General features: G+C 30.1%; 21 protein-coding genes. 8 read left to right on the top strand and 13 right to left on the bottom strand.

Translation table 11 applies throughout. The annotated features are described in order from the left end of the window. Nucleotides 1–30 precede the first annotated feature (30 nt). The gene (locus FBF02_RS01745) at nt 31–1,377 is read left to right on the top strand and encodes a coproporphyrinogen III oxidase family protein (RefSeq protein WP_002851099.1); all 1,347 of its coding nucleotides are present in this window, start codon (nt 31–33) and stop codon (nt 1,375–1,377) included. Here the strand turns inward: FBF02_RS01745 and hemJ are convergent. The 4 genes from hemJ to FBF02_RS01725 form a co-directional block, all read right to left on the bottom strand. After that, nucleotides 1,374–1,826: a protoporphyrinogen oxidase HemJ gene (gene hemJ / locus FBF02_RS01740; protein WP_002854237.1), complete on the bottom strand. Its 453-nt coding sequence runs from the start codon at nt 1,824–1,826 to the stop codon at nt 1,374–1,376. The genes FBF02_RS01745 and hemJ overlap by 4 nt on opposite strands. Next, the gene (lspA, locus tag FBF02_RS01735; RefSeq protein WP_002858678.1) at nt 1,810–2,280 is read right to left on the bottom strand and encodes a signal peptidase II; all 471 of its coding nucleotides are present in this window, start codon (nt 2,278–2,280) and stop codon (nt 1,810–1,812) included. Before lspA ends, hemJ begins: the two co-directional genes overlap by 17 nt. Further along, nucleotides 2,273–3,610, bottom strand: coding sequence for a phosphoglucosamine mutase (glmM, locus tag FBF02_RS01730; RefSeq protein WP_002854369.1), 1,338 nt, complete (start codon nt 3,608–3,610; stop codon nt 2,273–2,275). The genes lspA and glmM overlap by 8 nt, the downstream gene beginning before the upstream one ends. 93 nt (nt 3,611–3,703) lie before the next feature. Then, the gene (locus tag FBF02_RS01725; RefSeq protein ID WP_002854298.1) at nt 3,704–4,729 is read right to left on the bottom strand and encodes a cytochrome-c peroxidase; all 1,026 of its coding nucleotides are present in this window, start codon (nt 4,727–4,729) and stop codon (nt 3,704–3,706) included. 200 nt (nt 4,730–4,929) lie between these two features. Between FBF02_RS01725 and plsY the strand changes: the two genes are divergently transcribed. The 5 genes from plsY to FBF02_RS01700 all read left to right on the top strand — a co-directional run bounded on the left by plsY (nt 4,930) and on the right by FBF02_RS01700 (nt 8,408). Beyond that, nucleotides 4,930–5,538 carry a glycerol-3-phosphate 1-O-acyltransferase PlsY gene (plsY, locus tag FBF02_RS01720; protein ID WP_002854681.1) on the top strand — a complete coding sequence of 203 codons (609 nt, stop codon included), beginning with the start codon at nt 4,930–4,932 and terminating at the stop codon, nt 5,536–5,538. Beyond that, nucleotides 5,523–5,840: a dihydroneopterin aldolase gene (locus FBF02_RS01715; RefSeq protein ID WP_002854273.1), complete on the top strand. Its 318-nt coding sequence runs from the start codon at nt 5,523–5,525 to the stop codon at nt 5,838–5,840. The genes plsY and FBF02_RS01715 overlap by 16 nt, the downstream gene beginning before the upstream one ends. A gap of 78 nt (nt 5,841–5,918) precedes the next feature. Beyond that, on the top strand, nt 5,919–6,590 hold the full coding sequence (hsrA, locus tag FBF02_RS01710) for a homeostatic response regulator transcription factor HsrA (RefSeq protein WP_002851101.1): 672 nt from the start codon (nt 5,919–5,921) through the stop codon (nt 6,588–6,590). A gap of 112 nt (nt 6,591–6,702) precedes the next feature. Continuing rightward, entirely contained in the window at nt 6,703–6,948 is a 246-nt protein-coding gene (locus FBF02_RS01705) for a YfhL family 4Fe-4S dicluster ferredoxin (protein WP_002854647.1), read from the top strand. After that, nucleotides 6,948–8,408, top strand: coding sequence for a Ppx/GppA phosphatase family protein (locus tag FBF02_RS01700; protein ID WP_002858654.1), 1,461 nt, complete (start codon nt 6,948–6,950; stop codon nt 8,406–8,408). Before FBF02_RS01705 ends, FBF02_RS01700 begins: the two co-directional genes overlap by 1 nt. Here the strand turns inward: FBF02_RS01700 and FBF02_RS01695 are convergent. From FBF02_RS01695 to FBF02_RS01655, 9 genes are all read right to left on the bottom strand, one after another. Next, complete coding sequence (locus FBF02_RS01695) at nt 8,405–9,202, bottom strand: hypothetical protein (protein WP_002858691.1); 798 nt, start codon at nt 9,200–9,202, stop codon at nt 8,405–8,407. The genes FBF02_RS01700 and FBF02_RS01695 overlap by 4 nt on opposite strands. Beyond that, entirely contained in the window at nt 9,203–9,511 is a 309-nt protein-coding gene (gene fliN, locus FBF02_RS01690; RefSeq protein WP_002824739.1) for a flagellar motor switch protein FliN, read from the bottom strand. It abuts the gene before it with no gap. Then, entirely contained in the window at nt 9,511–9,933 is a 423-nt protein-coding gene (locus tag FBF02_RS01685) for a chemotaxis protein CheX (RefSeq protein WP_002854524.1), read from the bottom strand. Before FBF02_RS01685 ends, fliN begins: the two co-directional genes overlap by 1 nt. Before the next feature lie 70 nt (nt 9,934–10,003). Continuing rightward, the gene (gene trpA, locus FBF02_RS01680; protein ID WP_002854645.1) at nt 10,004–10,753 is read right to left on the bottom strand and encodes a tryptophan synthase subunit alpha; all 750 of its coding nucleotides are present in this window, start codon (nt 10,751–10,753) and stop codon (nt 10,004–10,006) included. Next, nucleotides 10,746–11,924, bottom strand: coding sequence for a tryptophan synthase subunit beta (trpB, locus tag FBF02_RS01675; RefSeq protein ID WP_002854204.1), 1,179 nt, complete (start codon nt 11,922–11,924; stop codon nt 10,746–10,748). Before trpB ends, trpA begins: the two co-directional genes overlap by 8 nt. Further along, nucleotides 11,921–12,520 carry an N-(5'-phosphoribosyl)anthranilate isomerase gene (locus tag FBF02_RS01670; protein WP_002858740.1) on the bottom strand — a complete coding sequence of 200 codons (600 nt, stop codon included), beginning with the start codon at nt 12,518–12,520 and terminating at the stop codon, nt 11,921–11,923. Before FBF02_RS01670 ends, trpB begins: the two co-directional genes overlap by 4 nt. Continuing rightward, nucleotides 12,507–14,108 carry an anthranilate phosphoribosyltransferase gene (gene trpD, locus FBF02_RS01665; RefSeq protein ID WP_002858662.1) on the bottom strand — a complete coding sequence of 534 codons (1,602 nt, stop codon included), beginning with the start codon at nt 14,106–14,108 and terminating at the stop codon, nt 12,507–12,509. Before trpD ends, FBF02_RS01670 begins: the two co-directional genes overlap by 14 nt. Further along, on the bottom strand, nt 14,105–15,355 hold the full coding sequence (locus FBF02_RS01660; protein WP_002858746.1) for an anthranilate synthase component I family protein: 1,251 nt from the start codon (nt 15,353–15,355) through the stop codon (nt 14,105–14,107). Before FBF02_RS01660 ends, trpD begins: the two co-directional genes overlap by 4 nt. Before the next feature lie 164 nt (nt 15,356–15,519). Continuing rightward, on the bottom strand, nt 15,520–15,645 hold the full coding sequence (locus tag FBF02_RS01655; RefSeq protein ID WP_002854718.1) for a hypothetical protein: 126 nt from the start codon (nt 15,643–15,645) through the stop codon (nt 15,520–15,522). 122 nt (nt 15,646–15,767) lie between these two features. Between FBF02_RS01655 and FBF02_RS01650 the strand changes: the two genes are divergently transcribed. Together FBF02_RS01650 and uvrA are read left to right on the top strand one after the other, a co-directional pair. Next, nucleotides 15,768–16,553 (top strand): TSUP family transporter, encoded by a 786-nt coding sequence (locus tag FBF02_RS01650; protein ID WP_002858695.1) that lies wholly within the window; start codon nt 15,768–15,770, stop codon nt 16,551–16,553. A 72-nt stretch (nt 16,554–16,625) separates the two neighbouring features. Continuing rightward, complete coding sequence (gene uvrA / locus FBF02_RS01645; protein ID WP_002858721.1) at nt 16,626–19,451, top strand: excinuclease ABC subunit UvrA; 2,826 nt, start codon at nt 16,626–16,628, stop codon at nt 19,449–19,451. Nucleotide 19,452 lies beyond the last annotated feature (1 nt).

Below are 19,452 nucleotides of genomic sequence, written 5' to 3'. Positions count from 1 at the left end.
GTCTTAAATATTTTAATATATAGGCCACTTATGAATTTATTTCAAAATTTAGCTTTAAAATACTCTCATACTATGATGGAAAAATCCCTCCAAAAAGGTTTCAATGTCGAACTTTTAAAACAACCCGAAGAAAAAATTCCAAAACAAGACAAAAGCTATATGCTTTATGCCCATGTACCTTTTTGCCATACTTTTTGTCCTTATTGTAGCTTTCATAAATATTATTATGATGAAAATTTAGCCAAAGTATATTTTCAAAATCTTAGAGAAGAAATTAAAATCATGAAAAATAAAGGTTTTGATTTTACCTCCATGTATGTGGGTGGTGGTACAACACTGATTGATGAAGAGGAATTATTAAAAACCTTAGAACTTTGTAAAAAGTTATTTAATATAAAAGAAATTTCATGCGAAAGCGATCCAAATCATATTGATCCAAATAAGCTTTCTATGTTTAAAGGTATAATTGATCGTTTAAGTTGCGGGATTCAAAGTTTTGATGATGAAACTTTGAAAAAAGTGGCAAGATATAATAAATTTGGTTCATCTAAAGAACTTCAAGAAAAAATTTCAAAAGCTTTAGGAATTTTACCTATTTTTAGTATAGATCTTATTTTCAATCTTCCAGGACAAAACGAAAAACAACTTTTAAATGACTTAGAAATTGCTAAAAATTTAGCCCCGCAACAAATCACAACCTATCCTTTAATGAAATCAAATCTTACCAAAGATAATATCGCTAAAAGTCTAGGAGTGAGCATTAAAGATAATGAATTTACTTATTATCAAATCATACGAGAATTTTTTAAAGACTATACCCAAAACAATGGTTGGAGTTTTTCTTTAGAAAAAAACAAGCTTAATGACGAATATGTCAGTTCTCATCATGAATACCTAGGAGTAGGCAGCGGGGCTTTTAGCTTTTTAGATGGGGAGCTTTTAATCAATGCATTTAATCTAAATGATTATGCTAAATTTATACAAGAAAAACAAAATGCTAATATAGCCAAAGCTTGTTTTGATAAAAAAGAAATTATCAAATATGTCTTTTTAACTGAAATTTTTTCAGGGAAAATAGAAATTGATAAATTTAATAAAACTCTAAATTGCAATCTCGAAAAAGAACTTTTCATAGAACTTTTAGGACTTAAAACAAGTGGTGCCATCATAAAAGATCAAAATGCTTTAATCGCAACTGAATTTGGTCAATATCTTTTTGTGGTTTTAATGAAAGATTTTTACACAGGAATGGATCTTGTGCGCGCAGTATTTAGAGATGATAAGCGTCTTAAAAATAAAGATTATATCGATATCATGAAAGAAAATATTGATCCGCTTAACTCCGCTAGTATGGAATTTAAAGCGGAGACAAACTAAAAGGGACGAACAACCATCATTAAAGCGATGATAATAAACATTATAGTTGGAAATTCATTATAAATTCTAAAATATTTTCCACTTTTAGTAGAAGTATCATTTGCTAAAGCTTTTAAACAATAATAATTATGTATATGAAAAATAATCAAAAGTGTAACACAGGTAAGTTTAACATGCATAAAACCCGCACCTACCATTAAAACTTCCTTATGAGCATGCAACATTAAACTTCCTGTGATTAAAGTCACAATCATTGCAGGAGTTTGTATATAATAATAAAGCTTTCTTTCTTGAATTTTTACAACCTCGACAAAACCTTTATTGTCTTTATGTTCAGCATGATACACAAAAAGACGAGGTAAATAAAAAAGACCCGCCATCCAAGAAACAAATGCCAAATAATGCACCCATTTAATCCAAAAATAATAATCATTAATCCATTCTGTCATCTTTTTTCCTTTTTTTAAATATTTCTTGTATTAAAATCAAAGCCACACTTATATTTATCATGACATCTGCAACATTAAAAATAGCAAAATTAAACCATTTATGCCAAAAAAACATATCCACTACACCTCCATGTATAAAACGATCCAATAAATTTGAAACGCCGGCACCAAGCATCATTCCAAAAGCTATGCTATGAGTTTTTAAAAGTGTTCTTTGCCAAAAAAGATAAATAAAAAGCACGCCAATTAAAGCAAGATGTAAATATTTTAAATTATGTTCTAAAAAACTCAACATTGAAAAAGCTACGCCTGTATTTAGAGCATAAGTTAAATCTAGGTATTCACTCTGCCATCTAAATCCTGCTAAAGTTAAGGATTTTACCCATTGATCAAGGGCAAAAACCAAAACAAAGGCACCCCAAAAATAAAAAATAAATTTAAAAGTTTTAGCCATTTAAAGCTTTCTTAAAAAACTCCACAACATTTTTCATTTCTTTTTCTAAGAGCTTAATATCTCTGGCTTCTAGTAAAAGTCTTATCAAATTTTCTGTTCCAGAATAGCGAAATAAGGTATTAATATTTTTATTTTCTAAATCTTTTTTTAATTCTTTTAAACCTTTAATTTTATCTAAATCTTTTTTTTCTGCAATTTTAAGATTGATTAAAAGCTGAGGATAAGGTTTAACTTGACCCAAAATAGAACTTGCAGATTTTTTCTTAGAAAGCATTAAAGCACTAAATTGCAAGGCAGCTATCAAACCATCTCCAGTTTTTGCATAATCGCTAAAAATAATATGCCCACTTTGTTCTCCACCAAAATTTCCACCATTGGCTTTTAGTTTTTCAAGCACATATTTATCGCCAACATTACAAGTATCAAGTTCTATACCATGTTTATTTAAAAACTCTTTTAAAGCACCATTACTCATTATAGTAGCCACAACACTTGATTGTAATTTACCTTGTTCTTTAAGATAAAGTGCCAATACACCCAATAAACTATCCCCATTAGCCACTTCGCCTTTTTCATCTACAACCACCAAACGATCTGCATCACCATCAAAAGCAAAGCCCACATCTGCACGCAAACGCTTTACCTCAGCAGCTAAGTTTACAGGATGCAAAGCTCCACAATTTTCATTGATATTAAGTCCATTAGGTTTATCACTCATTACTATAACTTCAGCGCCTAATTCCTTAAAAACAGTAGGTGCTACCTTATAAGCTGCCCCATGAGCCACATCTAAAACAACACGCAAAGACTTTAAAGTAAGATCTTTTGGAAAAGAATTTTTAATAGAAACAATATATCTTCCTATAACATCATCAATTCTTTTTGCTTGACCAATTTTTTCCATATCTACCTTAGAGGCTTGTATAAGCTTATCATCAAAATAAATTTCTTCTATTTTTTTCTCTATATCTTCACTGAGTTTATTTCCATGAGCATCAAAAAATTTAATACCGTTATCATAATAAGGATTGTGAGAAGCTGAAATCATAATCCCTGCGTCACAACGCATATCTTCAGTTAAGAATGCAATCGCAGGAGTTGGCATAGGACCAATTTGTATAACATTATATCCTATAGAAGTAAGCCCTGAAACAATAGCATTTTCTATCATATAGCCACTTCTTCTTGTATCTTTTCCTACTAAGATATTATTAGTAATACTTTTATCTTTAAAATAAATACCCGCAGCCATTGCTAAACGCATAGCCAAAAAACTATCTAAAAATTCACCCGCTTTTCCACGAACTCCATCAGTTCCAAAAAGTCTCATTGCAAACCTTTCTAGCAAAATTTAAAGACAATTATAACAAAGCTAAGATAAAGAAATTTAAACAAGCTCTAAAAATAGAGCTTGTTTGGAACCTTATAGTTCAGGTTTAGGAGTTTTTTCAGTAGAAATAGGAAGTTGTGGATAAACAATTGCTGGTTTTGTTCCTGTTAAGGATTTTAAGAAAGTTTCAATACTTTTTGCTTCTTTATCAGAAATTTTAATGCCAAGTTGCACACTACCCATTTCCTTAATAGCATCTTTTAGATTCCAAATAGCGCCATTATGAAAATATGGAGCAGTTTCAGCAACATTTCTTAAAGTTGGAGTTTTTACCATGCCATTTGCATCACCTTTAAAATCACCTAAATTTGCAAATTTATATTTACCAGCAACTTCAAACGCTTGCATATTGCCACCTAAATTCACACCATTATGACAAGCTACACAACCCTTGTCTATAAAAAGCTTTAAGCCTTTTTGCTCTTCTTTTGTTAAAGCTTTTTCATCGCCTTCTAAAAATTTATCAAAACGAGATGGAGTGATCAAGGTTCTTTCAAAATTTGCAATTGCATCAGCAATATTGTCAAAATTTACACCACTTTTACCATAGATTTTTTTAAACTCACTCACATATTCAGGCAATGATGAAATTTTTTCTACTGCGAGTTTAGCAGGAGTTGCCATTTCAGGATCAGCTTGGATTGGACCTTTAGCTTGATCGGCTAATGTTCCTGCACGACCATCCCAAAATTGAGTATTATTTAAAACCGCATTATAAACTGTTGGTGAATTTAAATGATGGGGATTTGCTGTCCATTTATGACCTATTGCAGTACTAACCCCATCTGTTCCACCAAGTCCTACATTGTGACAGGTATTACAAGAAATGATACCACTTTTTGAAAGGCGTGGTTCAAAATAAAGCTTTTTGCCAAGCTCTGCTTTTTCAAGAGTAAATTCACTAGCCTTTACTCCATTTTGTTTTAAAATTTCATCAACACCTTTTTGATCTTTTGGCAAGGCAACAAGACCTGAATTTTTAGCTTCATCTATAAGACTTGCAGCATTTAAGCTTGAAAAAGCAACTAAGGATGCGATTAGCAATGCTTTTACTTTCATTTATAAACTCCTATTAAAGATAAATTAAAATAAAATAATAATTATTTAGAGCTTAAATAAAGATAAATATTATTAAAAAATATTTACAATTAATTAATACTATTTTTATCCTATAAAAATTATTTTTGTTTATTTATTTTCATAAGATATAATTTTTAGTTATAAATCTTAAAATTTTAAGATGATTTGAAAAGGATATTATGGAAAATTTAATAATTTACGCTTTTATATATCTTTTAGGTTCAATCCCTTTTGGGCTAATCCTAGCTAAATTTTTTGCTAAAACTGATATCAAAAAAGAAGGTTCAAAAAGTATAGGAGCAACCAATGTTTTAAGAGTAGTAAAAGAAAAAAATCCCAAACTAGCAAAAAAACTTGCCATTGCTACAATAATTTTAGATTTTGCAAAAGCAGCTATTCCTTTATTAACCTTGAAATTTCTTCATTATGATCAAGCTTTGCTTTGGAGCGTGGCAGTTTTGGCTATTTTGGGACACTGTTTTTCAATTTACTTGTTATTTGAAGGAGGGAAAGGCATAGCAACAGGAGCAGGTGCTATGATAGTTTTGCTTCCATTGGAAGTGCTTACAGCATTTATTGTATGGGTAGTTATAGGAAAAATTTTTAAAATATCTTCGTTAGCTTCTTTAGCAGCGTTACTTGCTTTTGTTGTAAGTTCTTTTATATTTAATTATGACTTAGAAATTCATACACATGCACCCGTTTTCATTATCGCTTTTATTATAGTATATAAACATCTACCTAATATTAAAAGATTGATTTTTAAAGAAGAATGCAAAGTCATATAAAAATAAAATTTCACTTTAAGTGTATCATTGGTATATTAGATTTCGAAAGAAGGAAAAAACAAAAAATTATTATCAAGCTTAAAGCTAAAGCAAATGAATTTTTAAATTATGCAGAAGTAATTACCAAAATTAAAACATGGTATAAAAAAGAAGAATTTTACACCCTTGAAGAGTCTTTAGACTTTGTAAGCTTAAATTTAAAAAAAGATTTTCCTAATTTAACCAATCTTAACATAAAAATTTTCAAACCCCATATAATAAAAAATGCTACAGTTGGGGTTAAATTGAAAAAAAAATATTAATTTTTTTTTAAAGATATCTAAACATTTACTTAAGCTATGATATAATTCTTTAAATTTTTCTTAATAAGGATAGAACAAATGAGAATTTTAGTTATAGAAGATGAGATTAGCCTAAATAAAACAATTATAGACAATCTTAATGAATTTGGTTATCAAACTGATTCTTCTGAAAATTTTAAAGATGGAGAATACTTTATCGGCATTAGACATTATGATTTAGTTTTAGCAAACTGGACTTTACCTGATGGAGATGGAGCGGAACTTGTTAACACTATTAAGCATAAATCTCCAAGAACTTCAGTTATGATTATGTCTTCAAAAACAGACAAAGAAACAGAAATCAAAGCTTTGAAAGCTGGAGCTGATGATTTTGTTACAAAACCTTTAGATTTTGATATTCTACTCGCAAGAATTGAAGCAAGACTAAGACTTGGCGGAACCAATGTTATTAAAATTGAAGACTTAGTTATTGATCCAGATGAGGAAAAAATTACTTATAAAGATCAAGATATAGAACTTAAAGGAAAACCTTTTGAAGTTTTAACGCACTTAGCAAGACATTCGGATCAAATTGTATCCAAAGAACAACTTTTAGATGCCATCTGGGAAGAACCTGAGCTAGTAACTCCAAATGTTATCGAAGTAGCTATCAATCAAATTCGTCAAAAAATGGATAAACCATTAAATATATCTACCATAGAAACAGTTCGTCGTAGAGGATACCGTTTCTGCTTCCCTAAAAAATCTTAACAATTTTGCACCTTCGGTGCAAAAAATTTATCTTTATTTCTATTTTTATATTTTATTTAAGTTTGGTTATTGTATAAACTAAAATTATTTTTTAAATTTTTGAAAGGTTATGATGTCTCTTTTAATTACAAAAGACTGCGTATGTTGTGATGCTTGCAGAGAAGAATGTCCTGATGAAGCTATTTATGAAAATAGTCCAATTTATGTAATAGACCCTGATCTTTGTTCAGAGTGCGTTAATGATTTTTCAGAGCCTGCCTGTATTGTTGCTTGCCCATATGAATGTATCATTCCTGATCCTGATAATGTAGAAACTATAGAAGAATTAAAACTCAAACATAGAGATAGAGAATTTTAATGGCAAAAAAAACAGCCGTTGTTGATCTTGGCTCAAACTCCATTAGAATGGTGATTTTTGAAAAAACTTCTAGATATGGTTTTTATACAACTTGCGAATACAAACGCAAAGTAAGACTTGGAGAAAATGCTTATAATAATGGCAAAATTCTCCAAGAAGAAGCCATGCAAAGAGCCGAAGATGCCTTAGCTTTTTTCAAACAATGCGCTTTAAAGCATAAGTGCAAAAAAATATTTATAGTAGGCACATCAGCCTTAAGAGATGCCCCAAATTCAAAAAATTTCATTAAAAGAATCAAAGATAATCTGTCTTTAAATATACGCTGTATAGATGGAAAAAGCGAAAGTTACTTAGGTGGTCTTGCGGCTCTAAATTTATTAAGTCCTTTTAAGGATGGAACCACTTTAGACATAGGTGGTGGTTCTAGTGAATTGTGTTTAATAAAAAATAATAGAATTATTTCTTGCATATCTCTTGATATTGGCACTGTTAGGCTAAAAGAATTGTTCTATGATACTGGAAAAATGGATTCTTTAGAAGAATTTATAAAACCAATTTTAGAACAAATTCCTAAAGAATTTTACAATCAAAACCTTATTGCAATAGGTGGAAGCTTAAGAGCAATATCTAATTCCATCATGCAAAAAAATTCCTATCCACTGAAAAATTTACATGATTTTCGCTATATGCTAGATGAAGAAAAAGGACATATTTTAAAAATTTTTAATTCAAACTTAGACTCTTTAATCAATTTTGGCATAAAAAAGGATCGTTTTGATACCATTAAAGAGGGTATATTTATTTTTTTAAAGATTGCGGAAAAAATAAAAGCCAAACAAGTTATCACGAGTGGGGTTGGAATCAGAGAAGGAGTTTATTTGCAAGATTTACTTCGTCCTAAAATCACATTTCCACCAAATTTCAATCCCAGTTTAAAATGTTTGCAAGATAAATTTTTACAATCAAAACAAAAAAATAAAACTCCACATTTTGCTCTGCAAATTTTTACAACCCTTAAAAATCTTCATAAACTTAACGATAACTATAAGCATACTTTACTAAATGCTGCCAAATTATGCCATATTGGAGAATATTTAAATTTCTATTTTGCTAATGAACACTCTGCTCATTTTGTACTAGGTGGATTAAATTATGGATTTTCGCATAAAGAAAAAGCTTTAATTGCTAGTATTATTAAGCTTAATGGAAAAAAAGTTAATCCTTATAATCTTGAACCCTATAAACAACTTTTACCCAATATTCATACCATTTCATGGCTTAATTTTATTTTGTGCTTAGCTAAAACTTTAAGCACAAATGAAGATAAGATTGATTTTGCTTTTGCAAACAATACTCTTTATATATATCAAGAAAACAAAATTCTTAATTTACCCAAAGATGAGCTCAAAAAAATTGCAAAACCAGCTACCATAGCATTAGCAATCAATCAAAAAATTTAAGATTTTTTACCTTTTTGACGCTGCTCTATAAGATTTTGAATTCTTTTTTTATTCTCTTCAAAAAAAGAATCAAAATTTTTCTCTGTTTTTTCTGTATGTTTTATTGTTTGTTCCTCTGGAATTTCAACACTTTCTAAAAGTACATTGGAATTACCTATTATCATTGTATAACGTTTATTAGCGTGATCAAAAATAACAAGTTGATTATTTTTATCTAAAAATCTTTGGAAAATCATAGTAAAATCTCTAGAAACATTGTTATTTTTATAAACCATAGTCTTTTTAAACCACCAAAGCACTATTAACAAAATAACTAAAATTAGCATTACTAAGATATAATTTGTATAATCATACCCTTCTAAACTTGTACTTTTTGGTTTAGGCATTAATTCTTGAGAATTATTCACAGTAGTTGTAGGTACAGATTCGATATTTGCTTTTCCTTGCTCTATAGCTCGTATCCTTACTCCAAATTTATCATTGATAGAGCTAAGTTCTAAATTAATATTTTGTTTGTTTTGTAGCATAATATAGGTATTATTATTTTTAGAACTAATACTAATTTTATCTACAAGTTGAGAGTTAAGTTCTTTTAATTCATCTTTAGAATACGTTAAATCACTAAAAGTTAAAAGAGTTAAATTTTTTTCTTTTTTTTGAGAAATCTTGCCATTATAGGCATTATCAAAAGAAAGCATTAAATCTACTCGATCATTTCTATCGTAGATATTAAAACTAATCAGCTCAACACTATATAAAGGTAAAATTAAAAAAAATAATACTAGCAATCTCATTTAAATTTCTTTTTTAAAGTATTGAAGCACAGTCTTAGAATCCAAAATTTCATTAATTCTTATAGCGAGATTTTTTTCATAAACCATAACCTCGCCTTTGCCAAAAATTCTTTTATTGATATAAAGCTCAACGCTTTCTCCAGCAGGCTTTTCAAGATCAATAACCGAACCTACTTCAAGTTTTAAAAGCTCCGCTACACTCATATTTGTAGTTCCAAGCTCGCTTACAAAATCTACTGTAATATCTAAGATATCTTCATAAGATTGTAAAAGCCCATGATGAATGTTAAACTCTATATCATCGCTCATTATTTGCAATATCCTATTCTAAAATAACAATTTTCAAATTTATAAGTTAAAGCTTCATCTAGAACTATTTCAGAAAAATCAACTTTTCCTAAATATTCCGGAATTCCGAGTTTATACTCGTCATCACCCTTGGCATCATTTAACAAATTTTTAGCATAACCTATAATCTGATTGGCACATTCTTTAGTTAAATCGCACCAGTCATCTTCTTTAAATTTTTCATCATTAATTAAAATTTCTGCAATTTTTTTTAAAAATTCTTTTGGAAAAAATAAATAAAAATTACATTCTCCTTCGCTTTTGCCCATGATAGGAATACTCGCTCCATAAAGTTCACCGCTTATATCTTGAGCTGCTTCAATGCGAAGTCTTAAGATATGCTCGCAAAAATGAGTGATGGAATACTCAAGAATCTTTAACATAACTACCGCCTTTATAAAAAACTTAATTTAAAATTATAGTAAATATAAAATAAAAATATGTTTTAAAATTTTATTTTTTGAAAATTTCTTCAATATCTTTCATTATTATATCCAAATTTCCTTGTTTAAAACACTTTACTATGCTAGTTCCCACAATCACTCCGTCAGCAACTTTTCTCATTCTTTTTACATCTTGATTATTTTGAATGCCAAAGCCTACAAAAATAGGCAAATTTGTAAAAGATCTGATTTCTTTTACTTTATCTTGTAAGATTGCTTCTTCGACACTTTTCGTACCTGTAATACCTATGCTTGCTAATAAATAAATAAAACCTTTAGCATGTTTTACTAACTTTTTAACCCTTTCTTTAGGGGTTGTAACACTTACAAGTGTAATTAAAGCTATATTATATCTTTCACACTCTTTAATCAAATCATCACTTTCTTCAAAACTCAATTCAGGCACAATCAAAGCACAAATCCCTAAAGATTTTGCTTTTTTCACAAATTTTTCCAAGCCATAAGAAAAAATTAAATTATAATAAACCATAAAAACCAAAGCTTTTTTAGTTTTTATCCTAGCTAAAAGCTCAAAAACACTATGAATATCCACGCCTTGATCAAGAGCTATTTTTGCCGCATCTGCAATAATCTCACCATCGGCAATAGGATCACTATAAGCAACACCAAGTTCTAAAATATCAATAGGACTTTGATCCAATCTTTGCAAAAAAGCTTCACTTGTTTGAAGATTTGGATAACCTAAAACCGTATAAGCCACATTTGCATTTTCTTTATAAAATTTTCTAAAATCAACCATAAATCACCCCTTTTTTATAATCTCTAATCATTTGCATATCTTTATCTCCCCTGCCTGAAAGATTTACTACTATCACGCTTTTCTTTTTTAAAGTTGGACAAAGTTTTTCTAAAAATGCCAAAGCATGCGAACTTTCAATCGCTGCAATAATACCTTCTTCTTTACAAAGTAATTTTAAAGCCTGCATACATTCTTCATCACTTATAGCATGATATTGCGCTCTTTTGCTTTCAAATAAAAAAGCATGCAAAGGACCAATTCCTGGATAATCAAGCCCTGCAGAAACACTATGTACAGGCAAGATATTGCCTAAATCATCTTGTAAAACCTTGGTTTTCATACCGTGAATAATGCCTGTTTTTCCCTTATTTAAAGTCGCTGCATGATAAGGCGTATCAATACCAAGCCCCCCTGCTTCAATACCTATAAGTTTAACATTTTCATCTTTGATAAAATCATAAAAAATCCCAGCTGCATTGCTTCCACCCCCAACAGCTGCGATAATATAATCTACTTTTTTATTGAGTTTTTGAAGTTGCATTTTGCATTCTTTTCCTATAATACTTTGAAAATGCATTACCATTTTAGGATAAGGATAAGGACCTACCGCACTTCCAACCACATAAAAAATATTTTTAATATCTCCAACCCAAGCTTGAATAGCCGCAGTAGTAGCTTCTTTTAGAGTTTTAAGCCCACTTTGTACTGCATGAATTTTAGCACCCAAAAGCTCCATTTTATAAACATTTAAAGCCTGTCTTTGCACATCGGTTGCCCCCATATAAATTTCACATTCAAGTCCTAAAAGTGCTGCTGCAGTGGCTGTTGCAAGCCCGTGTTGACCTGCTCCTGTTTCTGCTATGATTTTTTTCTTTCCCATTTTTTTTGCTAAAAGGGCTTGAGCGATGGCATTATTGATTTTATGTGCTCCGGTATGATTTAAATCCTCGCGTTTTAAATAAATTTCATGCTGATATTTTTTGCTTAAATTTCTAGCAAAATAAAGTGGAGTAGGACGCCCTACATAAGTTTTTAAAAGCTCGTTTAATTCTTTTTTAAAGAGTTTATCTTTAGAAAATTTCAAAAAAGCACCTTCTAGCTCATTTAAAGCAAACATTGCACTTTCAGGCAAAAACTGCCCACCAAAATCCCCATAATACGCTTTTTTCATTTTTTCAACTCCTTTAAAATTTGTTTTATTTTGTTGATATCTTTTAAGCCTTTTTCATCTTCAAGTTTTGAATTAAGATCTAAAATTTTAGCTCCCGTTTTTACAGCCTTATGAACATTATCCAAACCTATGCCTCCGGCTAATATAAAATCTTTAGTATAAGAACCTAATAAAGTCCAATCAAAACTTATTCCATTACCGCCCTTTAAAATTCCCTTAGCATCAAAAAGTACTAAATTAGCAAAAATTTCACTTTTTAAATCTAAACTATTTTCCACACTAATCACCTGCCAAACAAAAACATTTTGCACCTTTAAAATTTCAAATTCTTCTTTGGTAATAGTGCGATAAATTTGTATCCCATCAAGCTTAGCTTCTTTAATACATCTTAAAATTTGTTCCAAATTTTCATCTACAAAAACACCGACAACTTTTTTATCTTTTTCATGAAAAATTGCACTTAAATTTCTTGCTTGTTCTAAACTCACTCTTCTTGGACTTTTAGCAAAAATAAGTCCAAAAAAATCAATATTTAAAAAAGCTAAATCTTTGGCATTTTTTTCATCTTTAATACCACAAATTTTAAGCTTTAGCATAAGCTTGATACTCCTTAAAATATTCTATAACCTTACCTGAATAAATGGCTTCTAAAATCATATCTTTAGCCACTAAAGGCGAACTTGCTTTATTGGCTGTATAAAGTGCAAACATAGCATTTAAAACTACCAAATCAAATTTTGCCCCTTGCATTCTACCGCTTAAAATATCTTTTAAATCTTTAGCGTTGTCATATGCACTAGATCCTATGATTTCACTATGAAAAGCTCTTTTAAAACCAAATTGTTCAGGACAGATAGAATACTCTAAAATTTCTCCTTCACAAAGCTCATAAATTTTACTTTCATCGCAAATACTAAGCTCATCCATACCATCATTTCCTCTTACCACTAAAGCTTTTTTGCGTCCTAAATTTTTTAAAACCTCTATCAAAAGCCTATGCACAGGTGCGTGATAATTTCCCATAAGTTGATATTTTAACTTTAAATTAGGGTGCAATAAAGGACCTAAAACATTAAAAACCGTTCTTACTCCAAGTCTTGATCTGATCTCTTTAAGTTCTCCTACTAAAGGATGAAAAAATGGAGCATGTAAAAAACTAAGCCCTTGATTATTTAGTTGTTTTAAAACTGATTCTAAAGTGTTTGGAGTAGTTATATTTAAAGCTTCTAACACATCTGTACTTCCGCTAGAACTTGAAATGGCACGATTTCCGTGTTTGGCTACTTTTACTCCTAAAGCTGCTAAAATAAAAGCACTAGTCGTAGAAACATTGATACTTTTAAAACCATCTCCACCTGTTCCACAAATATCAATCATCTCACTCTCATCACTAAAAGTTTGAGAATATCTTAAAATTTGTCTTACAAAAGCACTTAAAGATTTTTCATTTAAGGACTTTTCAGTGATTAAAATCAACAAAGCCACTACTTGTAAAATTTCATAATCTTTAGACATAATAATCTTACAAATTTGCTCAAAATCATCGCTTTGTAAAAAATGATTTTCACTCATTTTTTGCAAATAAAAACTTAAAGGATTTTCTTGTTTTTGTGGTTTTTTTATATCTTGTTTTAAAAAATTAGAAAAAAGTTGCAAGCCATATTCACTAAAATAGCTTTCAGGATGAAATTGCACACCATAATAAGGTAAATTTTTATGTCCCAAAGCCATAATCACACCCTTTTCATCAAGGGCTAAAATTTCAAGCTCATCACTAAGCTGTTTAACCTCTAAAGAATGATAACGCATTACACTAAAATTTGAAGGCAAATTAGAAAATAATTCATTTTCCCTGCACTGTTTTATCAAAGAATTTTTTGCATGCATAGGCTCTTGCATCTTAACCACTAAAGAATCAAAAGCTAAAGCTAAAGCTTGATGTCCTAAGCAAATGCCCAAAACAGGGATATTAAGCCTTGCTTTAAAAATTTCAAGACAAATCCCACTTTGACTTGGATGCTTTGGACCAGGACTTAAAATAATATGAGTAGGATTTAAATTTTTAATTTCACTCAGAGAAATTGCATCATTTCTTCTTACTAAAATTTCATCATTGCTGAGTTGCTCTAACATGCTTTTAACATTAAAAACAAAAGAATCATAATTATCAATTAAAAGTATCATTGATTTTCCTTTTTTAAATTTTCAAAAGCTACCAAAAGCGCCTTGCGTTTAGCACAAATTTCTGCATATTCTTTTTGACTCTCACTTTGCAAAACAATACCCGCCCCACTTGCCAAATAAGCCTTATCTTGAGTAAAAAAAGCGCAACGGATTAAAATCGCTAAAGTTATGTCTTCGTTAAAATTTAAAAATCCTACCGCACCACCATAAATTCCACGATCGCAATCTTCAAGCTCGCTAGTGATCTCTAAAGCTCTTATTTTAGGAGCTCCGCTTAAAGTTCCCGCTGGAAAAACTGCTTCAATCACATCAAAAATACTCGCATCTTCTTTCATATTGGCATACACTTCACTCACTATGTGCATTACAAATTTATTTTTAATAATAGAAAAAAGATTTTCCACTCTTGTTTGAGTGCCAAATTTAGAAGCATCATTTCTTGCTAAATCTACAAGCATCTTATGTTCACTAAGTTCTTTTTCATCGCTTAAAAGATCTTTTTCTAAAGCTAAAAGATCACAGTTATTTTCCAAATTTCTAGTTCCAGCAATAGGGGCTAAATAAATCTCTCTTTTTTTAATTTTCAATAAAAACTCTGGAGAAGAACCCAAAACAACACCATATTTACTTGGAAAATAAAACATATAAGCGCTTGGATTTAAAGCACTTAAACTCTCATAATAATCAAAAGCATTTACTTGATGTTTGATACAAAGTTGCTTACTTAAGACCACTTGAAAAATATCTCCACTTAAAAGATATTCTTTGGCTTTTTCGCACATTTTTAAAAAATCATTTTTTTCATCTTCTAAAGAATTTAAAATTTCAAAATCATTTTTTTGTTTCTTTTTCATTGGTTCAATATCATCTTTTAAATATTCAAAATATTTTGAAGCACCAAATTTAAAAAACATCTTGCTATTTTTCTCATAAATCAAATAAGCCTTAGCATTGGCAAATAAAAATAAAGGAAAATCATAATTTTTCTTAGAAGAAAGTGGAATTTTTTCAAACAAAGATACAAAATTTGCACTAAAAACTCCAAAAAATCCAGCAAAGTCGCAAATTTTATTCTTGCTTAAAGCTTCATAATATTTTGCCTTAAACTCGCTAAAGGATAATTCATTAGCATCTAAATAATCACAATCAATCCCTATAATTACCTTAGTCAAATCCTCTGCAAAATAAGAATTTTCAAATTTTTCAAGGATTTGTCTGTAATAAAAATTTACATTTTTAACAAACATAATAAACCTTTTTTTAAAAAATAAATTAAAATAATATTAAAGAAAAAATTTAGATAAAAAGAAGTTTAGAAACGCCAAGAGCGAAGAGTATGTGTAAGTTTTAAAATCAAAGAATTACTAAAAAAACCATTTTCACTCATCTTTTACCTTTCTTATAAAATATTTCAAAAATTAAGACTTTTATGAAAATTTTTAAAGTCTAAATTAATTTTAATCAATAAATATAAATTTTGCTTTAAATTTAAAATAAATATTATAAAATCTTTATATTTTATAATATTTTGAAACATTTTTACGATGCTTAAAGTTACCAAAAAATATTCTATTGTTATAAAAAAACTAAGATAATACTTAGCTTAATAAGATAAAATTATTCCGTATTTGAAATATTTAATATTTTTTAGGAAAAGCTATGGAAATCACAGATTTACCTTATCTAATCATAGGAATCATTTCAGGTATTGCTTCTGGACTTTTTGGCATTGGTGGAGGTATGATTATCGTTCCTTCTATGTTCGCACTTGGAGCAAGTGCTCACCATGCTATCGGAATTTCAGTATTGCAAATGATTTTTGCAGCAGTTTTTGGCTCTTATATTAATTATAAGAAAAAAAATCTAAATCTTAAAGATGGTATTATGATAGGTTTTGGAGGGCTCATAGGAGCAAGCTTTAGCGGAATGCTTTTAAAAGCTTTAAGTGATGTAGCTCTTACTAGCGTATTTTTGGCGGTAAGTTGTATATTTTTTATCAAATATGCTTTTGGAATTAAAGAAAACATTGTGCAAAATCAAAGAAGCGTTTGGGTAAAGAATGTCATTTTATTTATTGCTGGAGCTTTTACTGGTATTTTTGCTATTTCTTTGGGAATTGGTGGCGGACTTTTAATTGCTCCGATTTTAGCTTATTTTTTAGGCTATGATAGTAAAAAAGTTGTTTCCTTATCCTTGTTTTTTGTTATTTTTGCTTCAGTCTCTGGTATTATATCTTTTTCAAATTCTGGAGTTATAGACTCTGAAGTTATTCATAAAGGAATACTAGTAGGTATAGCTTCTATGGTTGGAGTTTTTATAGGAATTAAAATCATAGAAAAAATGCATATTTCAGCTCATAGAAAAATTTTACTTTGCGTATATGCCTTATCAATACTTGGAACCACCCACTCTTTGCTTAATAAGCTAAATTTTATAAATTTTTAACTTGGATTTATCCAAGTTCTTTTAATATTATTATGCTAAAATCTTAAATTTATTTAATGTTTAGGAAAGACTATGAACGATACCATAAAAATCATTGGCGCAAGAGAAAATAACCTAAAAAATATCCACCTTGAAATTCCCAAAAACAAACTCATTGTTTTTACAGGACTGAGCGGAAGTGGAAAATCAACCCTTGCTTTTGGAACTCTTTATGCTGAAGGACAACGCCGTTATATAGAAAGTTTAAGTGCTTACGCCAGACAATTTTTAGATAAGGTAGGCAAACCTGATGTCGATAAAATCGAAGGTTTAACTCCAGCCATTGCCATAGATCAAAAAACTACTTCTAAAAATCCACGCTCTACTGTAGGAACCATCACTGAAATTTATGATTATCTAAGACTTTTATACGCAAGAGTTGGCATTCAACATTGTCATCGATGTGGACAAAAAATTTCATCTATGAGTGTAAGTGATATAGTCAGTGAAATTTTAAAATTTCCAAAAGGTGCAAAAATCATCATCTACTCCCCACTCATACGAGAAAAAAAAGGAACTTATGCAGATTTGCTTGAAAATTTACGCAACAAAGGCTATGTAAGAGCTCAAATTGATGGAGTTTTGGTAAGACTTGATGAAGAAATTGAACTAGCCAAAACCAAAAAACACACCATTAAACTTGTCATAGATAGACTTGAAATTCAAGAAGATTTACTTTCTCGTCTTGCAAGCGATATAGAAAAAGGTTTACAGGAAAGCTTTGGAGAAATAGAAATAGAAGTTTTAAATCATGAGGAAATAAACCTTAATAAACACTATCATTTTAGCGAGCATTCAGCTTGTTTTGATTGTAAAATTTCCTTTGTTCCACTTGAGCCTTTAAGCTTTTCTTTTAATTCTCCAAAAGGAGCATGTGAAGCTTGCGATGGACTTGGAATTCGTTATACTTTAGATATGAAAAAAATCATCGATGAAAATTTAAGTCTCGAAAACGGTGCTGTTAAAATCATGTATGGTTTTAATAAAAGTTATTATTATAAATTCCTAATCGCCTTTTGCGAACAAAATGAAATTCCTATCAAAATACCTTTTATGCAATTAAACGAAGTACAAAAACGTCTTGTATTGTATGGTAATGCCAAAACTATAGAATTTCTTTGGAAAAGAAATCGCCTAAAACGCACTTTTGAAGGCGTGGTTAAAATGGCTTATGAAATGCTAAAAGATGAAAAAGATTTAGCCGAATATATGAGTGAAAAAATTTGTAAAGACTGCGGTGGGCATCGTTTAAAACCTGAAAGTTTAGCCGTGAAAGTAGCAAAAAAAAGCTTGGGTGAAATTTTAGATATGAGCATAGAAGATAGTACGGCCTTTTTTGCAGATGAGAAAAATTTTTCTTATTTAAGCGAGCAACAAAAACTTATTTCTAAACCTATCCTAAAAGAAATCAACGAAAGATTGTTTTTCTTGTATGATGTGGGGCTAGGTTATCTTTCTTTAGGGCGCGATGCAAGAACGATTAGTGGGGGTGAAGCACAAAGAATCCGCATAGCTTCACAAATTGGCAGTGGTTTAAGCGGAGTGATGTATGTCTTAGATGAGCCTAGCATAGGACTTCATGAAAGAGATACTGCAAAACTGATTAAAACTTTAAGAAATTTACAACAAAAGGGCAATACCCTAATTGTCGTAGAGCATGATAAAATGACCATAGAAGAAGCAGATTTTATTGTAGATATTGGTCCAAAAGCAGGAAAATTTGGGGGTGAGGTTGTATTTAGTGGAACTTATAAAGAACTTTTAAAAAGCAAAAGCGAAACTGCACTTTATATGAATGGTAAAAAACAAATTTCACAACTTCAAAACAGAACACAGAAAGAATGGCTTGAGCTTAAAAATGTAAATATTAACAATATCCAAGATTTAAGCGTAAAATTTCCTTTGCAAAATTTAGTCGCTATAACAGGAGTTTCAGGTTCTGGAAAAAGCTCTTTGATACTTCAAACCCTACTTCCTTTTGCACAAGAGGAATTAAACCGTGCGAAAAAAGTTAAAAAACTTGGCGGAGTACAAATAGAAGGACTTGAAAAACTTGATAAAGTCATTTATCTTGATCAAAGCCCAATTGGGCGCACACCACGTTCAAATCCTGCCACCTATACAGGTGCTATGGATGAAATCAGAAATCTTTTTGCCGCCACTAAAGAAGCCAAAATGCGTGGTTATAAAGCCGGACGCTTTTCTTTTAATGTCAAGGGTGGAAGATGTGAGAAATGTAGCGGAGATGGAGAAATCAAAATAGAAATGCATTTTTTACCTGATGTTATGGTAGTTTGTGATACTTGCGGGGGCAAACGCTACAATGATGCCACGCTAGAAATCAAATATAAAGGCAAAAATATCAGTGAAATTTTAAATATGAGTGTTTTAGAAGCGAGTGAATTTTTTACAGCCGTTCCTAAAATCAAACAAAAATTAGATACTCTAGTAAAAGTGGGTTTAGATTATCTAACTCTAGGACAAAATGCCACCACCTTAAGTGGAGGTGAAGCACAAAGAATCAAACTTGCTAAAGAACTAAGCCGTAGCGATACAGGAAAAACGCTTTATATACTTGATGAACCTACAACAGGACTGCATTTTGAAGATGTCAATAAACTCATCTTAGTTTTACAACATTTGGTTGATCTTAAAAATTCTGTTTTTGTGATAGAACATAATTTAGATGTGATTAAAAATGCTGATTATATCATCGATATGGGGCCTGAAGGCGGAGTTAAAGGTGGAAAAGTTATAAGCACAGGAAGCGTGGAAAAAGTCGCTAAAGAACACAAAAAAACCCGTTCTTACACAGGATATTATCTAGACTTAGAGCTTAAAAATACACAAAAATCATAAT

Source organism: Campylobacter sp. CFSAN093226 (assembly GCF_012897595.1).
Classification (GTDB): Bacteria; Campylobacterota; Campylobacteria; order Campylobacterales; family Campylobacteraceae; genus Campylobacter_D; species Campylobacter_D jejuni.
The sequence above is the reverse complement of the archived record's forward strand: the minus strand, read 5'-3'. Positions and strand labels throughout refer to the sequence as shown.